Origin of the sequence: Paraburkholderia sp. HC6.4b (genome assembly GCF_014200875.1) — a bacterium.
In the GTDB taxonomy this organism is placed as follows: Bacteria; Pseudomonadota; Gammaproteobacteria; order Burkholderiales; family Burkholderiaceae; genus Paraburkholderia; species Paraburkholderia tuberum.
The window spans coordinates 214,651-234,683 of the sequence record NZ_JACHDC010000003.1 but is presented as its reverse complement, the minus strand read 5'-3'; the positions used below and the strand labels follow the sequence as shown (position 1 = coordinate 234,683).

Here is a 20,033-nt window from a genome sequence, read left to right as displayed (position 1 = left end):
GAGCGCGACGCGTATCCGGCCGCGACCGACCACCAAGATGAACCCTGACAACACACCGGTTTCACCGATTCTGCCCGGCGCATGGCTTGGCATGGTCGGTGGCGGCCAGCTCGGCCGCATGTTCTGTTTTGCCGCCCAGGCGATGGGCTATCGCGTCGCCGTGCTCGACCCGGACGAAACCAGCCCGGCCGGCGCGGTCGCCGACCGCCACCTGCGCGCGGCCTACGGCGACGAAGCGGCGCTGACCGAACTCGCGCGGTTGTGCGCGGCGGTGTCGACCGAATTCGAGAACGTGCCGTCCGCGAGCCTCGACTTTCTCGGCAAGACCACCTTCGTGAGCCCGGCGGGGCGTTGCGTCGCCGTCGCGCAGGACCGGATCGCCGAGAAGCGCTTTATCGCGTCGTCGGGTGTGACGGTTGCGTCGCACGTCGTGATCGAGTCGTCGGATGCGCTTGCGGCGCTGGGCGATGGCGAGCTCGAAGCGGTGCTGCCCGGCATCCTGAAAACGGCGCGCATGGGTTACGACGGCAAAGGCCAGATTCGCGTGCGCAACGCCGAGGAAGTGCGCGAGGCGCATGCGTCGCTCGGCGGCGTGCCGTGTGTGCTCGAGAAGCGCCTGCCGCTGAAGTTCGAGGTGTCGGCGCTGATCGCGCGCGCGGCGAGCGGGGCGTCGGTGGTCTATCCGCTCGCGCAGAACACCCATCGCGACGGCGTGCTGTCGCACACCATCGTCCCCGCGCCGGACGCGTCGCCGGCGCTCGTGCAGCAGGCTCAACAGGCCGCGCTGCAGATCGCCGAGAAGCTCGGCTACGTCGGCGTGCTGTGCGTCGAATTCTTCATTCTCGAAGACGGCTCGCTGGTCGCCAACGAAATGGCGCCGCGCCCGCATAACTCCGGCCACTACACGGTCGACGCGTGCGCGACGAGCCAGTTCGAGCAGCAGGTGCGCGCGATGACCAGCATGCCGCTCGGCGACACGCGCCAGCATTCGCCGGCGGTGATGCTGAACATCCTCGGCGACGTGTGGTTTCCGGACGGTCCGAAGCGCGCGGCGGTCACGCCGCCGTGGCAGGAAGTCGCCGCGATGCCGTCAGCGCGCCTGCATCTGTACGGCAAGGAAGAGGCGCGTTGCGGCCGCAAGATGGGCCACGTGAACTTCACCGCGCCGACCCTCGAAGAAGCCCGCACCGCGGCGCGCGATTGCGCGCGGCTGCTGCACATCGCCACCAGCTGACGCGCGCGCCATGCCGGATCAACTGAAACCCGCCGAGGACGCTACCAACGCGTTGCCGGTCAGCGCCGCGCAGATCGAGCACGCGGCGGCCTTGCTCGACGCGGGGGGGCTGGTCGCGTTTCCGACGGAAACCGTGTACGGCCTCGGCGGCGATGCCGAGAACCCGGACGCGGTCGCGCGCATTTACGCGGCGAAGGGGCGGCCGGCCAATCATCCGGTGATCGTGCATCTCGCGCCGCATGGCGATCCGAACTACTGGGTCGAGTATTTGCCGGCGGATGCGCAGCGCCTGATCGACGCGTTCTGGCCGGGACCGCTCACGCTGATCCTCAAGCGCGCTGCGCGCATTCCGGCGGCGGTCAGCGGCGGGCAGGACTCGGTGGGACTGCGCTGCCCGTCGCATCCGGTTGCGCAGGCGTTGCTCGATGCATTCAGCGCGTTGCGCGGCGGGCATGGCGGCGTCGCCGCGCCGTCGGCGAACCGCTTCGGGCATGTGAGCCCGACCACCGCGCAGCATGTGCGCGACGAGTTCGGCAGCGCGATTCATGTGCTCGATGGTGGCGCGTCGGATGTCGGTATCGAGTCGACGATTCTCGATCTGTCGCGCGGCTTTCCGGCGCTGCTGAGGCCCGGTCGCGTGACGCCGCAGGATATCGCCGACGTGCTCGGCGAGGCGCCGCGTCTGCCCGACGGGTCGGACGCGACCGCGCCGCGCGCGTCGGGCACGTTGAAAGCGCATTACGCGCCGCGCACGCCGCTCGTGCTGCTGCCACTCGGCGAGCTCGAGCCGCTGCTCGCGGTGCGCGAGCCGGGCGAGCGCGTCGCGCTGGTCGCGCGCGCGTCGCGTGCGGGACAGTGGGCCGATGTCGACGGCGTGCATTTCGTCGCCGCGCCGGAAGATCCGCACGTCTATGCACGCGAGCTCTACGGCTTGCTACGCGCGCTCGATCGCGCGAACGTCACGCGGATTCTGATCGAGAAGCTGCCGGACACGATCGAATGGATTGCGGTCAACGATCGGCTCGGGCGCGCGGCGGCGGCATTCGAAGCGCAGCACTGACGCAATCGGCTCGCTGCGCTGCATGGCACGGCCACCGGAAAAGGCAAAGGCCCGGCTCGTTCAACGAGCCGGGCCTTTTGCCATCTAGCCAGCCTTAGCGACGCCGGTTAGCTGTCATGTGAATACCGCTAACCCCACGGCCAACGCCGCGTTACTTGCCAAGCCCGCTAGCAGCGATCTGCGTCTCGACCTGCTGTGCGAACAGCGCTTGCAGATGCGTGGTCGGATGCACGAGGTCGGCGAACATGTAGCTCTGGTCTGCGCCGGCCACCGTGTAGGTTTGCGGCGAGCAGAACAGCGACGACGCAAGCGCGCTGCCGAAGTCCGCCGCCGTCTGGCCGGAGGCGAGCACGCTCGGATTGTTCGTCGCGTACGTGGTCGCGCTTTGGGCCATCGACGTCAGGTTACACGCGGTGCCCGTATTCGACACGGTGAAACCGAGCGACTGATAGTTCTGCAACGTCTGGTCGATCCACGCGAATGCGCTCACGTAGATGACCTGCTTGCTCGACGCGAGGCCTTGCTGCAGCACGCCGTTGTAGGTCTTGACGAGCGCGTTGATGAGCGCCTGGCCTTGCGCGCCCGCGGCGAGACCTTGCGGCGTCTGCGCGATGTCCGGCACGTCCGACACCACCACGTGCGTCGCGCCCGACGCGACGACCTTCTGCACCGTGCCGACGAACGTGGTCGCCGCGGTGGTGATGTCCTGCAGCGCGGCCAGCGTGGCCGTCTGCGACGCGGCGGCGGCCGCCGTCTGCGCGTCGGCCGGGGTACCGCCGTTCAGGAGCGCCTGCGTCGCCGCTGCCGTTCCGGCAGCCGAGACCGCTTGGACCGCGACGAAGATGTCGTTCGCGCCGCCGTTCATCAGCACGAGCTGGTTCGAATTGAAGCTGTTATTGTGCCCGGCCAGATACTCGGCGACCTGCGTCGTGACCGGCACCGTCGTCGCGGCCATGTTGTTCGGCGCGTAGCCTTCGCCCGGCTGCAGATCGACACGCGAGCCGCCCTGCGCGTAACCGAGGCCGCCCGTCGCGGTGAGCGGCATGCCGAAGCCGCCGACGTACGCGGCGGTGAGCGTGCCGCCGTAGTACTCGGCGACCTTCTGCGTCCAAACCTCACCCGGATTCGTCGTGAAGCGGCCGCCGCCCGTGCCGACGTTCGCCTGGACCGCCGGCATGTATGTGCCGACATCCGACAGGCTGTCGCCGAATGACACGACCTGCAGCGTGACGCCCCCCGGCGGCGTGTTGCTGCTGCTCGAACTATTGTTGTCGCTGCCACCGCCGCATGCCGCGAGCGCGGCGAACGCTGCGCTCGCCACTGCGATCTGCGTGACGCGCAACCATTGCTGTTTCTTCGAAGCGGTTTGATTCATGTTGACTGCATCTCCTCGTATGTGTGGCCCTTGATGCCATGTGTTGCAGGCGGCGTCCACCGCGTTGGCGGCGTGACGACAGCTTACAGAATCTTCTACGGCCTGCGCGATGTCCGAAGCGCGACCGTATGGTTTGAGTTCAAGCCGGCTCCCTGCGCGCGCTGCGCATGATAAGCGGCGGCCCAGGCGGGCGGCGCGAACAGCGCACGCCATTTGTTGCGCCAGCCGCGCACGCTCGCGAAGTCGGCGGCCATCGATGCCCATTCGTGAAACGTCGCCTTCAGTGGGTTGTACGTGTGCAGCGGCTCGACGATGCCGTACCGCGGCGCCTCGTGCGGATCTTCTTCGACGTAGCTGCCGAGCAGGCGATCCCAGATCACCAGTACACCTGCGTAATTGCGATCGATGTAGCGATCGTTGCGCGCATGATGCACGCGATGGATCGACGGCGTATTGAACACGTATTCGAGCCAGCCGAGCTTGCCGATCGCCTGCGTGTGCACGAAGAACTGGAAGCCGAGATTGATCAGCACGATCGCGACGATCTGCTTCGGAGCAAAGCCAGCAATGGCGAGCGGAATCCAGAACACCCACATGCCGGCGATCGGGTACATCAGGCTCTGGCGGAACGCGGTCGAAAAATTCATCCGCTCCGACGAGTGATGCACGACGTGGGCGGCCCACAGCCAGCGCACGCGATGACTGCAGCGATGAAAGACGTAATAGAGCAGGTCCTGCGCGACGAACAGCACGACGAACGACAGCCATGTCGCCGGCCATGTATGAATGCGGTAATGCTCGTAGAAAAACGCGTAGACAGGGATGATCGCGAGCCACGCGAGCTTGTCGGCGGCCTGCTGCAGCAGCGCGAGCGCGGCGTTGCACAGCGTGTCGCGCCAGCTGTAGAGCCGCTCGGCCGGGCGCGTGCGGCTCACGTGCCACGCCTCCCAGCCGATGCAGGCAAGAAAGACGGGCGCCATGGCGAGCAGCAGCAATTCGGCATCGAATTGCATCTTGTCTCCCTTCCTGGTCCCTGCCCGCCGCTCGGTACGCGGCGGGTGGTGTCGTTATCGTTCGTGAGGTCGCGCGGTCTGCACGACCGGCGCCCTGCGCGGCAAGCCCGTGATGTCGCGCGCCGCATGCTGCCCGACAGCGTACACGGTTAGGAGCTTGCCGCGCGCGGCATCGCTAGAAGGAATACTCAGTGGCTGCCGCGCTTGCGCGGGTTTTTCCTGGGCTTCTCGCGCGCTTCCTCGATGGGCGCGGAAATCTTCGTAAAGCCCTGCGACGGGCCTTCGTACACCCATTCGAGCAGCGCGTCGTGCGCGGCGCGCGCCGCTTCCGAATGCGGATCGTTGATCAGGCTGACGACGACATAACTGTTGCCGTCGGCCGACGCGACGTAGCCGGCGATCGCGCGTACGTCGCGCAGCGTGCCGGTCTTGATGTGCGCGTTGCCGCCCGCGCCCTGGCTGGTCAGGCGATTGCGCATCGTGCCGTCGACACCGGCGATCGGCAGCGAGTCGACGAACACCTGCGCGACTGGGCTCGCGTTCGCGCGTTGCAGAACATCGGCGAGCGCGAGCGCGGTGATGTGTTCGTCGCGCGACAGGCCCGAGCCGTTATCGAGCGACAGGTATTCGGTGTTCAGGCTGTCGCGCGTCAGGAAAGCTTCGACCGCGTGCGCGGCTTTCGCGGGCGTGGCGGGCGGCCTTTCCTCGGCGGCGCCGATTGTCAGGAACAGGTTGCGTGCCATCGTGTTGTTGCTGAACTTGTTGATGTCGCGAACGATGTCCGACAGCATCGGCCCCTCGTGCCTGGCGACGAGCTTCGCGCCGGCGGGCACCGCGCCTTCGCGGGTCGCGCCCGTGAATGTGCCGCCGGTTTGCTGCCACAGCGCGAGGAAGCCGCGCGCGAAGAACGTCGAGTGATCGAGCACGGCGACGTTGATCGTGCGCGCGTCGCAGCGCACCGGAAAGTCGCCGATGAACGACGCGACGAGCGTGCCGTCAGGCTCCGGCGTGACGGTCGGCGTCGGCAGCTCGCCCCGGCATGGGCCGCTCGTCGCACGCAGCTGGTTGTCGATGCGTAGTTGCGCGAGCGCGGGCAGCACGTCGATCGCTACCGTGCCATCGGGCGACGGCGTCAGCGTGAACGACAGCGATTTGAACGCGTACAGCAGCGGATCGGGGCCGACGTTGTATGGCGCGTTCACGTCGTCGTCGAACGCGGGCAGGTCGCGAGTCGACGGATCGAAGTAGCGCTTGTCGAGCACCAGCGCGCCGTCGATACCGTTGATGCCCGCCTTGTGAATCTTCTGCACGAGGTCGATCAGTTCTTCGGGCACGAGCTTCGGGTCGCCGGTGCCCTGGATGTACAGATTGCCGTGCAGCACGCCGCTCGCGTCGAGCGGGCCGTCCGCGTACGCGCTGGTGCGCCAGCGGTAACCGGGACCGAGGATCGACAGGCCCGCGTAGGTGGTGACGAGCTTCATCGTCGAGGCGGGCATCATCGGCTTGCCGGCGTTCAGCGCGAGGATCGGCGTGCGATCGCCGACCTTTTCGACGACCACGCTGATCGACGACAACGGCACGTGCGCGCGCTGCAGACCGACCATCACCGGCTGCGGCAGTACCGTCGTGACGTTGACGCTCGGATGCGTGGCCTTGACGCGTGCCTCCCCCGTCAGCGGCAGCAGCGTGCCTGCGCCGAGCGCGGCGGCGCAGAGCCAGACGGCCGCGCTCGGCACGACACGGTTAGGCATGAAGGCTGCGCGATCGAACATACGGCGCGAGCGCAGCGCCATACGGCGTGCGACGGAAGACAGAAAAGGGTGCGTCATGAACGGGTGAACGGGCAAACGGATGAGCAGGATTTCAAGGTGTGCGGCGAGCGGCGTGCGCCGTGCGCGGGACGATGGAACGGCAAGCTGGGCGCCTTGACGGCGCGGTAGCGCGCCGCGGTCTACCCGACGGCCGTCGCGCGACGCAAAGCGCCCATTGTAGTGACATCCCGCGAGGCTGCGGTGAAAAAAGCGCCACACGCCGCACGGGTCGGAAGCGGGCGCTAGAATGCGGCATCATCGAATGTTTTGGAACGGACAACCATGCGCATCCTGCTAGTCGAAGATGACCGGATGATCGCCGAAGGCGTGCGCAAGGCGCTGCGCGGCGAAGGCTTCGCCGTCGATTGGGTCGAGGACGGCGAAGCGGCGCTGCGCGCGGCGGCGGCCCAGCCTTACGACCTCGCGTTGCTCGACCTCGGTCTGCCTAAGCGCGACGGTCTCGAGGTGCTGCGCGCACTGCGTGCGCGCGGCCATGCGCTGCCGGTGCTGATCGTCACCGCGCGCGACGCGGTCGCCGATCGTGTCAAGGGCCTCGACGCCGGCGCTGACGATTACCTTGTCAAACCTTTCGATCTCGACGAGCTCGGTGCGCGGATGCGCGCACTGATCCGGCGCCAGTCCGGCCGCAGCGATTCGACGATTCGCCACGGCAATTTGACCCTCGATCCCGCGTCGCACCAGGTGACGCTCGATGGCGCCCTGGTCGCGCTATCCGCGCGCGAATTCGCGCTGCTCGAGGCGCTGCTCGCGCGACCCGGCGCGGTGCTGTCCAAGAGCCAGCTAGAGGAAAAGATGTATGGCTGGGGCGAGGAGATCGGCAGCAACACTGTCGAGGTCTATATCCACGCGCTGCGCAAGAAGCTCGGCGCCGATCTGATCCGCAACGTTCGCGGGCTTGGCTACATGATCGCGAAGGACGCCTGAGCCGATGCGCTCGATTCGCCGACAACTGTTGTTCTGGCTGCTCGCGCTCGTGCTGCTCGGCGTCGGCATCGCGGGCTGGCTGATCTACCGGCAGGCACTCGCCGAAGCGAACGAGCTGTTCGACTACCAGCTCGAGCAGATCGCCGCGGCGCTGCCGGCGGAACCGTTCTCGCAGGTGCTCGGCCGCGATACCGGCGACGAGGGCATCGTGCTGCAGATCTGGAACCGCAACGGCATGCTGATGTATTACTCGCGGCCGCGTGCGCCGCTCGCGCCGCGCGCCGAACTCGGTTTTTCGACCGAGCGCACCGACCGCGGCGAATGGCGCGTATATGGCGCGATCGTCGGCGACAACGTCGTGCAGCTCGCGCAGCCGCTGTCGGTGCGCAACCGGCTCGCCGCCAATGTCGCGCTGCGCACGCTGTGGCCGCTGATCGTGCTGCTGCCGCTGCTCGGACTCGCGGTATGGGTGATCGTCGGTCGCGGGCTGCGGCCGCTGCGGCGCGTGACGAGCGCGCTCGACACCCGTCATCCCGAAGCGCTGGATCCATTGCCTGATCAGCGCCTGCCGCTCGAAGTGCGGCCGCTCGTGCGTGCGCTGAACGGGCTGCTGCAGCGGCTCGCGACCGCGCTCGATATCCAGAAGGCGTTCGTCGCCGATGCCGCGCACGAATTGCGCACGCCGCTCGCCGCGGTACAGATTCAGGCGCAACTGGTCGCGCGCGCGAAGGACGACACAGCCCGCAGCGAGGCGCTCGTCGATCTGCAGGCCGGTGTCACGCGCGCGACGCGCCTCGCCGAGCAACTGCTCGCGCTCGCGCGCGCCGAGCCGGACGGCGCCGCCGGCGCAGTGATGCTCGATCTGCGCGAGCTGCTGCAGGAGTGCGTCGCGACCTACGCGCCGCTCGCGATGAATCGCGGCGTCGACCTCGGCATCGAGGCGAGCGAGGCCGCCAGCGTGACCGGCGACGCCGAAGCGCTGCGCGTGATGTTCAACAACCTCGTCGACAACGCGACCAAGTACACGCCGCGTGGCGGCCGCGTCGACGTCAGCCTGCGTGTCGAGGACGGCCATCCGGTCGTGCGGATCGCCGATAGCGGCCCCGGTATCGATCCCGCCGATCGCGAGCGCGTGTTCGACCGGTTCTATCGCGCGGGAGCGGGCGCGAATCGCGCGCGCACCGACGTGGCGGGCAGCGGCCTCGGTCTCGCGATCGTGCGTCGGATCGCCACCCAACATCATGCGCAAGTGTCGCTCGATGACTCGCCGGCCGGTGGTTTGCAGGTCATCGTACGCTTCTGATCATGGTGATTTACTGTTCGGCCAACGCTGGCGTTCGTGCTGACGCGGCGGTCCGTAGCGGCCGGTCCGATAAGGTTCCCATGATCTGGCGCTGCTTAAGACTCTTTTAAGTGATGCCCCTTACGCTCCTCGACATCCAAAGTCACTTTGTCCAGTCAGGAGCTCATGATGAACGCGAAAACCTTGTCCCGCGGCGCCGTTGCGGTAGCTGTGGCCGCTGCGCTTTCAGCCGGCTATGTGGCGGGCCATCGCGACGTGCCAGCACCGCAGATCATCTCGCCGGCGCAAGCCGCCGCGATGATGCCAGCCGAAGCAGCCGCCAAAACCGGTATCCCCGATTTCTCCGGGCTCGTCGAGACCTACGGTCCGGCCGTCGTCAACATCAGCGCGAAGCACGTGGTCAAGCAAACCGCGATGCGTGGTAATGGCGGCAACCTCAACGGCAACCAGCTGCCGATCGATCCGAACGATCCGTTCTATCAGTTCTACAAGCGGTTCTTCGGCGGCGTGCCCGGCATGCAGGGCGGCGACGGCGGAGACGCGCCCGACCAGCCGAGCGCGAGCCTCGGCTCGGGCTTCATCATCAGCAATGACGGCTACATTCTGACGAACGCGCACGTGGTCGATGGCGCGAACGTCGTCACCGTGAAGCTCACCGACAAGCGCGAATTCAAGGCGAAGGTGGTCGGTGCCGACAAGCAGTCCGACGTCGCCGTGCTGAAGATCAACGCGAGCGATCTGCCGACGGTGAAGATTGGCGATCCGCGCCAAAGCAAGGTTGGTCAGTGGGTCGTCGCGATCGGCTCACCGTACGGCTTCGACAACACCGTGACCTCGGGCATCATCAGCGCGAAGTCGCGTTCGCTGCCTAACGAGAACTACACGCCGTTCATCCAGACCGATGTGCCGGTGAACCCTGGCAACTCGGGCGGTCCGCTCTTTAATCTGCAAGGCGAAGTGATCGGCATCAACTCGATGATCTACTCGCAGACGGGCGGCTTCCAGGGCCTGTCGTTCGCGATCCCGATCAACGAGGCGATCAAGGTCAAAGACGATCTCGTCAAGACCGGTCACGTGAGCCGCGGCCGCCTCGGCGTCGCAGTACAAGGCTTGAACCAGACGCTCGCCGAGTCGTTCGGCATGCAGAAGCCGCAAGGCGCGCTGGTCAGCTCGGTCGACGCCAACGGGCCAGCGGCCAAGGCTGGCTTGCAGCCGGGCGACGTGATCCTGTCGGTGAATGGCGACGAAGTGAGCGATTCGACGGATCTGCCGGCGAAGATCGCAGGTCTCGCGCCGGGCAGCTCGGCCACGCTGAAAGTGTGGCGTGACAAGGCCAGCAAGGACGTGAAGGTGACGATCGGCTCGTTCTCGGACGCAAAGGTTGCGTCGGCGAACAAGACCGATCAGCAGACCCAGTTGCAAGGCCGTCTCGGCGTCGCGGTGCGGCCGCTGACGCCGGAAGAGAAGAGCAGCGCGTCGGTGTCGCACGGTCTGCTCGTGCAGCAGGCAGGCGGCGCGGCGGCGAGCGCCGGCATCCAGGCGGGCGACGTGATTCTCGCGGTCAATGGCCGTCCGGTCACGAACATCGATCAGCTGAAGCAGATGATTTCGGGCGCAGGCAACAGCATTGCGCTGCTGATCCAGCGGGATAACGCGCAGATTTTCGTGCCCGTAGATCTCGGCTGATCCAGTATCCGGGCGGTTCGAACGGATCGCCCATCCCAGTTTGAGCTGTAGTAGCGATTGCCGGTCCTTTGCATTTACTGCAAGGACCGGTTTTTTTTCGCCTGTCCGCCCCGTGCTACGGCGAGCAGCGCGGACAGGGCGAAACGCGCCACGCGGCTTGTTGCCACGGTCGCGCATGTCCAGTCGACGCAACCGGATGGTTGGCACGCAGGTTGCTTCGACCTTGATTTGGGCCTGTTCGGGGACTGGGCAAGGACTGCAACAAGGAGAGCGAACCGATGAAAACCCAACGCAATCAGCAAAGGATCGTAGCCGTCGCGCTGTGCGCGGCGCTCGCGCTCGGACTGGCGGGCGGTGCGTACGCGCAGCAGGCGGGCGTGACCGGTGGCTCGACGACCGACAACACCAGCGCGGGCAACACCAACGGCGGCGGTCTGCCGCAAGTCCAGCAGCAGGGCGACGTGTCGTACGTGTCGGGCGGCGTCGGCCTCGACGAATCGCGGGCGTTGCGACAAGCGCAAAGCCAGTGGCCACTGACGTTGCGCTTCACCGGACCCAACGCCGAGTTTCTCGCGGATGTGCACGTGCGTATCGTCGATGCCCATAACGGCGAAGTGCTGAACACGACGTCGCGCGGACCGTTCATGCTGGTGCGCTTGAGCCCCGGCCGCTATACGGTGCACGCGAAATACAACGACAGCGAGCAAACCCGCTCGGTTAGCGTGCCGGCGCACGGCAACGTCAAATCCGCGTTCATCTGGAACGCGAAGTAACGGGTCGATCGGTCCGCCGCCGCGCAGTAAGCTTGCGCAATCGGCCGAAGTTTGGCCGATAATGAAGCCACGGGCCGCTCCCGTGGCTTTGCCGTTCCGGCGGCAACAGCCGGCAGTGCAGCACCCACCCCATCACGGAGCCTGGACATGAGCGATGCGTCGACATCTGCGGGACGGCTGGACGGCCATACCATCGTGATCCGCGACAACGGTCACCGCGTGCGCGTGATTCACGGCGGCGTGACGATGGCCGACACCAAGGCCGCGCTGACGCTATCGGAGACCGGCCTCGCCGACGTGTTCTATTTCCCGCGCGAGCACGTGAACATGGCCCGGCTCGAACGCTCGACGCACACGTCGCATTGCCCGTTCAAGGGCGACGCGTCGTACTTCCATCTGCGCACCGAAGATGGCGTGATCGAGAACGCGGTGTGGTGCTACGAGGCGCCGTTCGAGCCGGTCAGTCGCATCAAGGGCTATCTCGCTTTTTACGCATCGCGCGTCGACCGCATCGATCAGACGTCCTGATCCCGCAGTCGGCGCGTTCATCGGGGAGGTTGTCATGGAACTGAACGACGCGTTACGGATTCCGCTGGCGCCGTCCGAGGTCTGGGACGCGTTGCAGGACCTCGCGCTGTTGCGTGCCAGCCTCGACAACTGCGAGTCGTTCGTGCGTCTCGCCCACGGCGAATACGCGCTGACGATGACCGTGCCGCTCGGCCCGTTGCGCGCGCATTATCAGGCGCGCGCGCACGTCGCCGGCCAGGATTCCGGCCCGGCGGACGCGCAGCGCCGCACCATCAACTTCAAGGCCTTGGCCGAGGGCATCGGCGCGTTGCGCGGTCAGATCGAAGTGCGTTTGCGCGCGGACGAGGGGCGGGAGCGCGGCACGCGCATCGACTACACACTGTGGGCAACGTCGTCGGGACCGCTAGCCGAGCTGCCGACGCGCCAGCTCGAGAACGCCTTGCGTCAGATCGCCGACGATTTTTTCGCCGAGTTCGACGCCGTCGTGCGCGCCAAGCACGGCAAAGGGCCGAACCGCGCGCGTGGCACGGCGCCGCGTCGCCAGTACGTGTTTTTGCGGCCGATCACGCTCGGCGGCATCGCGCGGCGAGCGCGCATCGAGCACAGCCATGCGCTGTCGGGGCGCGCGGCGAGCGCGTCGCATAGCTGGTCGCATCACGAGCCCGGTCAGCATGTCGTGCCGTACTGGGCGTGGGCCGGGATGATCTTTCTGGTCGCACTATTGTTGTATGTCGCGCGCTGGTTCAGCGAGCATTGAGGCCGCGAGCCGCGCGCAGCCCCTGATGGAACGCGCGACAAACATCCCGCGCGACTACGAAATCCCGGTGACGCACTACGAAATAGCGGTGCTCCCGCCGCCTTCATCTAATCCCCGCGAAACTCCCGCCGCCAAGCGCTCGGCGACGTGCGAAACGCGTCCGCGAAATGCTGCCGCAGCGATGCGGCCGAGCCGAATCCGGCGCTCGCCGCGATCGCTTCGACCGACCCGTCGGTGCTTTCCAGCAGCTGTTGCGCACGCGCGAGCCGCTGCGCGAGCAGCCACGCGCCGACGGTGGTGCCGGTCGCGAGCCGGAAGCGCCGCGTGAAGGTGCGGCGGCTCATCAACGCGCGCGCGGCGAGCGTGTCGAGCGTATGCGGCGCGGCCAGGTTGCCGCTCACCCAGTCGAGCAGGCCGGACAGGCGATCGCCGCGCGGGTTCGGCGGCATCGGCTGCTGCACGTATTGCGCCTGGCCGCCCTGGCGATGCGGCGATACGACGAGCCGGCGCGCGACGTGGTTCGCCACCCGCGCGCCGCAGATCTTGCGCAGCACATGGAGGCAGCAGTCGAGGCCGGCGGCGGTGCCGGCCGAGGTCAGCACGTTGCCGTCGTCGACGTACAGCACGTCGGCGTCGAGCCGCACGCGCGGGTAGCGGCGCGCGAAGTCGTCGGCCCAGGCCCAGTGCGTCGAAGCGGGCCGTCCATCGAGGATGCCCGCGGCGGCCAGCACGAAAGCGCCGAGGCACAGGCCGACGAGCAGCGCGCCGCGCGCATGCGCGGCCCTCAGCGCGTCGAGCAGCGCGGCGGGCGGGGTTTCGGCGGGATCGCGCCAGCTCGGCACGATGATCGTCTGCGCGTCGGCAAGCGCTTCGAGTCCGTGTATGACCGCGATCGAAAAGCCCGCGGTCGTCGCCAGCGCGCCTGTCTCCGCGGCGCAGACGCGGAAGTCGAAGTCGGGAACACCGCCGCCGCGACGGTCCTCGCCGAACACGACGCACGGAACCGACAGATGGAACGGGCTGATGCGGTCGAACGCGACGACGGCGACGACGTGGCGCGGCGCCTGATCGGAGACGTCGTCGGAAGATGCGAAGGTGGTCATGCCGGGCGCCTCATGAAAGCCATAAGTATGGCCCGATTCTAGCGAAGGTTGACATTCGGGCCGCTGTCGACAGGCGGGCAGCGGAGCAACAATGCCGTCATTGCCGTTGCGCCGCGGCCACCGCGCTGGGCGCGCACCATCGACCGCTTTTTCTGACAAGGAGCCTTGCCATGAGCACACCCGCGCCGCGCCGTGCGCTGATCGTCATCGACGTGCAGAACGAATACGTGAGCGGCGACCTGCCGATCGAATTTCCGGACGTGCGCACGTCGCTCGCCAACATCGGTCGCGCGATCGATGCAGCGCGCGCCGCCAGCGTGCCGGTCGTGATCGTGCAGAACGTTGCGCCCGCCACCTCGCCGCTGTTCGCGCGCGGCAGCGCGGGCGCGGAACTGCACACGGTCGTGAGCTCGCGCGCTCATGATCATTTCGTCGAGAAGTCGCTGCCGAGCGCATTCGCTGGGACCGATCTGGGCGACTGGCTCGCCGCCCGGCAGATCGATACGCTGAGCGTCACCGGCTACATGACCCACAATTGCGATGCCTCGACGATCAACCACGCGGTGCATGCTGGCCTCGCCGTCGAGTTCCTGCACGACGCAACCGGCTCGGTGCCGTATGAAAACAGCGCGGGCTTCGCGAGCGCGGAGGAGATTCATCGCGTGTTCAGCGTGGTGCTGCAGTCGCGCTTCGCGGCGGTCGCGAGCACCGATCAATGGATCGCGGCGCTAAAGAGCGGCGCGCCGCTCGATCGCGGCAACATCTATGCGTCGAATCAGGCGGCGCGAGCGCGCCGGGCGGTTGCCTGAACCCGGCGCAGGGGCGGTGGTCCGGTCCAAAAACAGAAACGGGCGGTTCACCGAACCGCCCGCTGTTCCAATCCGTCACCCTCGCGCGCCTTCTACGCCGCCTTCCTGCGCAACGCCGGACTCAGGCGCAAGGCGTCGAACATCGCTTCCACCATCTGCTGCGCATGCGCGCCGAAGTCGGTCGCGTCGGGCAAAAACAGCATGTCGCGTAACGAGCCGCCGACGAACGCGTGGACCATCGCCGCGGCAAGCTTCGTGTCGAGGTCGGCGGGCATCTGGCCTTTGGAGATCGCATTGCGCAGACCGCCCTCGATCTTCGCGAGCCCCTCGCGCATATTGGTCTGATACCGTTCCATCACCGGCCCCATGTCTTCGACCAGCTCGCACTTCAGAAACAGGATGTCGAACACGCGGCGGCGGCGCGGATCGTTGGCGGTGTCGCGCAGGCAGACGATGCAGACTTCCATCAGTCGCCCGAGCGGGTCAGCTTCGTTGGGATCGAGCGACGCCGCCTTCAGTTCGTCGAGCGGCAGCAGCACGCGGTCGAACATTTCGGTGAACAGCTCGCTCTTATGCGCGAAATGCCAATAAATGGCGCCGCGCGTGACGCCCGCGGCCTGGGCGATATCGGCCAGCGACGTGCGCGATACACCCTTCTCGAAGAAGACCAGTTCGGCCGCGTCGAGAATCCGGTTGCGCGTCTCCAGCGCCTCTTCTTTGGTTCTTCTGACCATATTGGTGTAGCCTGCGCTGATCCTGGGGTTTATGCGGACAGTTTTAAGTCAGTCTGATGACGCTTTGACTACTTCTGAAGCGAATTGCGACGCGAATCTGCGGTACCCCACCCTCGGAAGATATAAATGCACTTTTACATGCATTCATGAATGTATATATAATAGCACCCCACGATCGGATAGCCCAAGCCGTGACGAGCGGTTAATATCCGTCACTGTTGCCTTTCGAAAGCGCTTTCGCGGCCGCCAAACGGCGGCGTTGCGCGGCATTCCCCGGTATGGCGCATTCGTAGCAGGGTGCCCTGCAGGCGCAGGTTTGCATCCATGGGCTTCCGGTCGAGCGTCGCGAGACGCTTGTGTGCGCTGTCGTCCCCGGGGTAGGGATGCGCGCACTTTTTCATTACTCAGTCTTTGACAGAGGTCGCTCCATGCGCGTCGAACGGGTTCCATTCCGCTTAATCAGTGCCGCGACGGCTGCCATCTTGCTGGCGGCGTGCGGACCAAAACAATCTGCCCCGCCGCCACAGACGCCCGAAGTCGGCGTCGTCACCCTCCAGCCGACGACCGTGCCCGTCGTCACCGAACTTCCCGGCCGTACCAGTGCCTTCCTCGTCGCGCAGGTGCGCGCGCGGGTCGACGGCATCGTGTTGCGCCGTGAGTTCACCGAGGGTAGTGAGGTCAAGGCCGGCCAGCGTCTGTACAAGATCGATCCGGCGCCGTACATCGCGTCGTTGAACAACGCGAAGGCATCGCTCGCGAAGGCGCAGGCGAACCTGGTGACGACCACCGCGCAGGCCAATCGCTACAAGGTGCTGGTCGCGGCGAACGCGGTCAGCAAGCAGGACTACGACAACGCGGTCGCCGCCGAAGGCCAGGCCGCCGCCGACGTCGCCGCGGGCAAGGCCGCGGTCGATACCGCGCAGATCAACCTCGGCTATACCGACGTGACCTCGCCCGTGACCGGCCGGATCGGCGTGTCGCAGGTCACGCCGGGCGCATTCGTGCAGCAGAGTGCGGCCACGCTGATGGCCACGGTCCAGCAGCTCGACCCGGTGTACGCCGACCTCACGCAATCGAGCCTCGAAGGTCTGAAGCTGCGCCGCGACATGCAGGAAGGGCGTCTCAAGACGACCGGCCCGGGCGCCGCGCAGGTCACGCTGGTGCTGGAAGACGGCCGCGTCTACTCCGAGAAGGGCAAGCTGCAGTTCACCGACGTGACCGTCGACCAGGGCACCGGCTCGGTCACGGTGCGCGCGATCTTCAAGAACCCGAACCACGTGCTGCTGCCGGGCATGTTCGTGCGCGCGAAGATCGACGAGGGCGTCAACCAGAACGCGCTGATCGTGCCGCAAGTCGGCGTCACGCACGACCAGAAGGGTCAGCCCACCGCGCTCGTCGTCGGCAACGACAACAAGGTCGAGCTGCGTCAGCTCGTCACCTCGGGCACCTTCGGCTCGTACTGGGTGGTCTCGGACGGCCTGAAGCCGGGTGACCGCGTGGTCGTCCAGGGCACCGACAAGGCGCGTCCCGGCCAGCAGGTCAAGCCCGTGCCGGCGCAGCTGCCCGGCAACCCGGCTTCCGAGGCCGCCGCAAACGGCGCCCAGACAGGTCAACCCGCGGCTCAGCCTGCCTCCGCCGCTTCGGGCGCGTAATAACAGGGAGCCCGCCTCATGGCAAAGTTCTTTATTGATCGCCCGATTTTTGCATGGGTGATCGCCATCATCCTGATGCTCGCGGGTATCGCGTCGGTGTTCACGCTGCCGATCGCGCAATACCCGACCATCGCGCCGCCGTCCATCCAGATCAGCGCAACCTATCCGGGTGCTTCGGCGAAGACGGTGGAAAACACCGTTACGCAGGTGATCGAGCAGCAGATGAGTGGTCTTGACCACCTGCTGTACCTCGCGTCGACCTCGGACGACTCAGGCACGGCCACCATCACGCTGACGTTCGCGGCCGGCACCAACCCTGACATCGCGCAGGTGCAGGTGCAAAACAAGCTGCAGCTCGCCACGCCGCTGCTTCCGCAAGCGGTGCAGCAGCTCGGCACCAAGGTCACGAAGTCGAGCAGCAGCTTCCTGATGGTGATGGCGTTCGTGTCGACCGACGGCAGCATGAACAAGTACGACCTCGCGAACTACGTGGCGTCGAACATTCAGGATCCGATCAGCCGTATCGACGGCGTGGGTACGGTGACGCTGTTCGGCTCGCAGTACGCGATGCGGATCTGGCTCGACGCGAACAAGCTGAACAACTTCGGCCTGACGCCGCTCGACGTCTCCTCCGCGCTGCAGGCGCAAAACGTGCAGGTCGCGGGCGGCTCGCTCGGCGGTACGCCGTCGGTGCCGGGGCAGGTGCTGCAGGCCACGATCACGCAGGCCACGCTGCTCAATACGCCCGAGCAGTTCGGCAACATCCTGCTGAAGGTGAACCAGGACGGCTCGCAGGTGCGTCTGCGCGACGTGGCGCGCGTCGAACTGGGCGGCGAAAACTACAACTTCGACACCAAGTACAACGGTCAGCCGACGGCAGGCTTCGGTATCCAGCTGGCCACGGGCGCGAACGCGCTCGCCACCGCGAAGGCGGTGCGCACGAAGATCGCCGAACTGTCGAAGTACTTCCCGCACGGTCTGGTGGTGCAGTACCCGTACGACACGACGCCGTTCGTGCGCCTGTCGATCGAGGAAGTGGTCAAGACGCTGCTCGAAGGTATCGTGCTGGTGTTCCTCGTCATGTACCTGTTCCTGCAGAACCTGCGCGCCACGCTGATCCCGACGATCGCGGTGCCGGTGGTGCTGCTCGGTACCTTCGCGATCATGAGCGTGGTCGGTTTCTCGATCAACGTGCTGTCGATGTTCGGTCTCGTGCTCGCGATCGGCCTTTTGGTGGACGACGCGATCGTGGTGGTGGAAAACGTCGAGCGGGTGATGCAGGAGGAGGGCTTATCGCCTCGCGAAGCAACCCGCAAGGCGATGGACCAGATCACCGGCGCGCTCGTTGGCGTGGCGCTCGTGCTGTCGGCGGTGTTCGTGCCGGTGGCGTTCTCGGGCGGCTCGGTGGGTGCGATTTACCGGCAGTTCTCGCTGACGATCGTCGCGGCGATGGTGCTGTCCGTGCTCGTCGCGCTGGTTCTGACGCCGGCGCTGTGCGCGACGATCCTGAAGCCGATTCCGAAGGGTCATCACGAAAAAGCGACCGGCTTCTTCGGCTGGTTCAACCGTACCTTCAACACCAGCCGCGACAAATACCACTCGGGCGTGCACCACGTGATCAAGCGCTCGGGCCGCTGGCTCATCATCTACATGGTGGTGATCTTCGCGGTGGGGCTGCTGTTCGTGCGTCTGCCGAAGTCGTTCCTGCCTGACGAAGACCAGGGCACGATGTTCGTGCTGGTGCAAACGCCATCGGGCTCGACGCAGGAAACCACCGCCCGCGCGCTGAAGGACGTGTCGGACTATCTGCTGAACGACGAGAAAGCGATCGTCGAATCGACCTTCACGGTGAACGGCTTCAGCTTCGCGGGTCGTGGCCAGAACGCGGGTCTCGTGTTCGTGCGGATGAAGGACTACGCGCAGCGTCAGCACGCGGACCAGAAAGTGCAGGCACTGGTTGGGCGTCTGTTCATGCACTTCAGCAGCTACAAGAACGCGGTCGTGTATCCGGTCAATCCGCCGTCGATTCCTGAACTCGGCACCGCGGCGGGCTTCGACTTCCAGCTGCAGGACCGCGGGGGTCTCGGTCACGCGAAGCTGATGGAAGCGCGCAACATGCTGCTCGGTCTGGCGGCGAAAGATCCGACGCTCGCGCAGGTGCGTCCGAACGGCCTGAACGATACGCCGCAGTTCAAGGTGAGCATCGACCACGAGAAGGCTTCGGCGCTCGGCGTGTCGCTTGCCTCGATCGACCAGACGTTCTCGATCGCTTGGGCCTCGTCGTACGTGAACAACTTCCTCGACACGGACGGCCGGATCAAGAAGGTTTACCTGCAGGGCGACGCACCGTTCCGGATGAAACCGGAAGACGTGAATGCCTGGTTCGTGCGCAACGGCGCGGGCGCGATGGTGCCGTTCTCGGCCTTCGCGAGCACCGAGTGGACCTACGGTTCGCCGAAGCTCGAGCGCTACAACGGTATTTCGTCGGTTGAAATCCAGGGTGCGGCCGCGCCGGGCAAGTCGACCGGTCAGGCGATGGCGGCGATGGAACAGATCGTCACCAAGCTGCCGGCGGGAGTCGGCTACGAGTGGACGGGTCTGTCGCTGCAAGAGCGTCAGTCGGGTTCGCAGGCGCCAATCCTGTACGGCATCTCGATTCTCGTCGTGTTCCTGTGTCTCGCGGCGCTGTATGAAAGCTGGTCGATCCCGTTCTCGGTGATCATGGTGGTGCCGCTCGGCGTGATCGGCGCACTGCTGGCCGCGACGCTGCGCGGGCTCGAGAACGACGTGTTCTTCCAGGTGGGTCTGCTGACCACCGTGGGTCTGTCGGCGAAGAACGCGATTCTGATCGTGGAATTCGCGCGAGAACTGCAGCAGGGTGGAGGCATGGGACCGATCGAAGCCGCGCTCGAAGCGGCGCGTCTGCGGTTGCGTCCGATCCTGATGACCTCGCTTGCGTTCATTCTCGGCGTGCTGCCGCTCGCGATCAGTAACGGCGCGGGGTCGGCCAGCCAGCACGCGATCGGTACCGGCGTGATCGGCGGCATGTTGACGGCGACCTTCCTCGCGATCTTCATGATCCCGATGTTCTTCGTCGTGATTCGCGCGAAGTTCGGCGGTGAGAAGGAAGACCCGGATGAGGCGCTGCGCCACTATGAACAGCACCATCCGCACGATCCGCAAGGCGGCGCGGCGGGTGGCACGACCGACGGGTCGGATGGCAATGGCTCGGGCAAGGATGGGCATTGAG

General features: G+C 66.3%; 16 protein-coding genes. 11 read left to right on the top strand and 5 right to left on the bottom strand.

The window, feature by feature from the left end; translation table 11 throughout:
- Positions 1-37 precede the first annotated feature (37 nt).
- Complete coding sequence (locus tag HDG34_RS05560; protein ID WP_184058324.1) at positions 38-1,234, top strand: 5-(carboxyamino)imidazole ribonucleotide synthase; 1,197 nt, start codon at positions 38-40, stop codon at positions 1,232-1,234.
- Positions 1,235-1,244: 10 nt separating this feature from the next.
- Positions 1,245-2,294 (top strand): L-threonylcarbamoyladenylate synthase, encoded by a 1,050-nt coding sequence (locus HDG34_RS05555; RefSeq protein ID WP_184058322.1) that lies wholly within the window; start codon positions 1,245-1,247, stop codon positions 2,292-2,294.
- A 151-nt stretch (positions 2,295-2,445) separates the two neighbouring features.
- Here the strand turns inward: HDG34_RS05555 and HDG34_RS05550 are convergent, their stop codons facing one another.
- The 3 genes from HDG34_RS05550 to dacB form a co-directional block, all read right to left on the bottom strand.
- Positions 2,446-3,669 (bottom strand): SGNH/GDSL hydrolase family protein, encoded by a 1,224-nt coding sequence (locus HDG34_RS05550; protein WP_184058320.1) that lies wholly within the window; start codon positions 3,667-3,669, stop codon positions 2,446-2,448.
- 95 nt (positions 3,670-3,764) lie between these two features.
- On the bottom strand, positions 3,765-4,682 hold the full coding sequence (locus HDG34_RS05545; RefSeq protein ID WP_184058317.1) for a sterol desaturase family protein: 918 nt from the start codon (positions 4,680-4,682) through the stop codon (positions 3,765-3,767).
- A 188-nt stretch (positions 4,683-4,870) separates the two neighbouring features.
- Positions 4,871-6,433: a D-alanyl-D-alanine carboxypeptidase/D-alanyl-D-alanine-endopeptidase gene (dacB, locus tag HDG34_RS05540; protein WP_409259245.1), complete on the bottom strand. Its 1,563-nt coding sequence runs from the start codon at positions 6,431-6,433 to the stop codon at positions 4,871-4,873.
- 342 nt (positions 6,434-6,775) lie between these two features.
- Between dacB and HDG34_RS05535 the strand changes: the two genes are divergently transcribed.
- The 6 genes from HDG34_RS05535 to HDG34_RS05510 all read left to right on the top strand — a co-directional run bounded on the left by HDG34_RS05535 (position 6,776) and on the right by HDG34_RS05510 (position 12,485).
- Positions 6,776-7,438, top strand: a complete 663-nt coding sequence (locus HDG34_RS05535) for a response regulator (protein ID WP_027198735.1) — start codon at positions 6,776-6,778, stop codon at positions 7,436-7,438.
- Between the two features lie 4 nt (positions 7,439-7,442).
- On the top strand, positions 7,443-8,741 hold the full coding sequence (locus HDG34_RS05530; protein ID WP_184058313.1) for an ATP-binding protein: 1,299 nt from the start codon (positions 7,443-7,445) through the stop codon (positions 8,739-8,741).
- 168 nt (positions 8,742-8,909) lie between these two features.
- Complete coding sequence (locus tag HDG34_RS05525; RefSeq protein ID WP_184058614.1) at positions 8,910-10,427, top strand: DegQ family serine endoprotease; 1,518 nt, start codon at positions 8,910-8,912, stop codon at positions 10,425-10,427.
- 278 nt (positions 10,428-10,705) lie between these two features.
- Entirely contained in the window at positions 10,706-11,200 is a 495-nt protein-coding gene (locus HDG34_RS05520; protein ID WP_184058311.1) for a carboxypeptidase regulatory-like domain-containing protein, read from the top strand.
- Positions 11,201-11,347: 147 nt separating this feature from the next.
- On the top strand, positions 11,348-11,728 hold the full coding sequence (locus tag HDG34_RS05515) for a DUF427 domain-containing protein (RefSeq protein ID WP_184058309.1): 381 nt from the start codon (positions 11,348-11,350) through the stop codon (positions 11,726-11,728).
- Between the two features lie 34 nt (positions 11,729-11,762).
- Positions 11,763-12,485 (top strand): CoxG family protein, encoded by a 723-nt coding sequence (locus tag HDG34_RS05510; RefSeq protein ID WP_018421687.1) that lies wholly within the window; start codon positions 11,763-11,765, stop codon positions 12,483-12,485.
- A 107-nt stretch (positions 12,486-12,592) separates the two neighbouring features.
- Here the strand turns inward: HDG34_RS05510 and HDG34_RS05505 are convergent, their stop codons facing one another.
- Complete coding sequence (locus HDG34_RS05505; protein ID WP_184058306.1) at positions 12,593-13,588, bottom strand: helix-turn-helix domain-containing protein; 996 nt, start codon at positions 13,586-13,588, stop codon at positions 12,593-12,595.
- A gap of 170 nt (positions 13,589-13,758) precedes the next feature.
- On the opposite strand from HDG34_RS05505, the gene HDG34_RS05500 reads away from it, so the two are divergent.
- A complete protein-coding gene (locus HDG34_RS05500; protein ID WP_184058304.1) occupies positions 13,759-14,397 on the top strand; it encodes a cysteine hydrolase family protein in 639 nt (212 codons plus the stop codon).
- A 92-nt stretch (positions 14,398-14,489) separates the two neighbouring features.
- Here HDG34_RS05500 and HDG34_RS05495 read toward each other — a convergent pair whose 3' ends face one another.
- Entirely contained in the window at positions 14,490-15,131 is a 642-nt protein-coding gene (locus tag HDG34_RS05495) for a TetR family transcriptional regulator (protein ID WP_184058302.1), read from the bottom strand.
- A gap of 428 nt (positions 15,132-15,559) precedes the next feature.
- Here HDG34_RS05495 and HDG34_RS05490 point away from each other — a divergent pair, with 428 nt between their 5' ends.
- Both HDG34_RS05490 and HDG34_RS05485 read left to right on the top strand, forming a co-directional pair.
- A complete protein-coding gene (locus HDG34_RS05490; protein ID WP_184058300.1) occupies positions 15,560-16,783 on the top strand; it encodes an efflux RND transporter periplasmic adaptor subunit in 1,224 nt (407 codons plus the stop codon).
- 18 nt (positions 16,784-16,801) lie between these two features.
- Positions 16,802-20,032, top strand: a complete 3,231-nt coding sequence (locus HDG34_RS05485) for an efflux RND transporter permease subunit (protein WP_184058298.1) — start codon at positions 16,802-16,804, stop codon at positions 20,030-20,032.
- Position 20,033: the final 1 nt, after the last annotated feature.

Coding starts and splice junctions, on each gene's coding strand:
- HDG34_RS05560 (WP_184058324.1), top strand. CDS start 38: ATGAACCCTGACAACACACCGGTTTCACCGATTCTGCCCGGCGCATGG.
- HDG34_RS05555 (WP_184058322.1), top strand. CDS start 1,245: ATGCCGGATCAACTGAAACCCGCCGAGGACGCTACCAACGCGTTGCCG.
- HDG34_RS05550 (WP_184058320.1), bottom strand. CDS start 3,669: ATGAATCAAACCGCTTCGAAGAAACAGCAATGGTTGCGCGTCACGCAG.
- HDG34_RS05545 (WP_184058317.1), bottom strand. CDS start 4,682: ATGCAATTCGATGCCGAATTGCTGCTGCTCGCCATGGCGCCCGTCTTT.
- dacB (WP_409259245.1), bottom strand. CDS start 6,433: ATGCCTAACCGTGTCGTGCCGAGCGCGGCCGTCTGGCTCTGCGCCGCC.
- HDG34_RS05535 (WP_027198735.1), top strand. CDS start 6,776: ATGCGCATCCTGCTAGTCGAAGATGACCGGATGATCGCCGAAGGCGTG.
- HDG34_RS05530 (WP_184058313.1), top strand. CDS start 7,443: ATGCGCTCGATTCGCCGACAACTGTTGTTCTGGCTGCTCGCGCTCGTG.
- HDG34_RS05525 (WP_184058614.1), top strand. CDS start 8,910: ATGAACGCGAAAACCTTGTCCCGCGGCGCCGTTGCGGTAGCTGTGGCC.
- HDG34_RS05520 (WP_184058311.1), top strand. CDS start 10,706: ATGAAAACCCAACGCAATCAGCAAAGGATCGTAGCCGTCGCGCTGTGC.
- HDG34_RS05515 (WP_184058309.1), top strand. CDS start 11,348: ATGAGCGATGCGTCGACATCTGCGGGACGGCTGGACGGCCATACCATC.
- HDG34_RS05510 (WP_018421687.1), top strand. CDS start 11,763: ATGGAACTGAACGACGCGTTACGGATTCCGCTGGCGCCGTCCGAGGTC.
- HDG34_RS05505 (WP_184058306.1), bottom strand. CDS start 13,588: ATGACCACCTTCGCATCTTCCGACGACGTCTCCGATCAGGCGCCGCGC.
- HDG34_RS05500 (WP_184058304.1), top strand. CDS start 13,759: ATGAGCACACCCGCGCCGCGCCGTGCGCTGATCGTCATCGACGTGCAG.
- HDG34_RS05495 (WP_184058302.1), bottom strand. CDS start 15,131: ATGGTCAGAAGAACCAAAGAAGAGGCGCTGGAGACGCGCAACCGGATT.
- HDG34_RS05490 (WP_184058300.1), top strand. CDS start 15,560: ATGCGCGTCGAACGGGTTCCATTCCGCTTAATCAGTGCCGCGACGGCT.
- HDG34_RS05485 (WP_184058298.1), top strand. CDS start 16,802: ATGGCAAAGTTCTTTATTGATCGCCCGATTTTTGCATGGGTGATCGCC.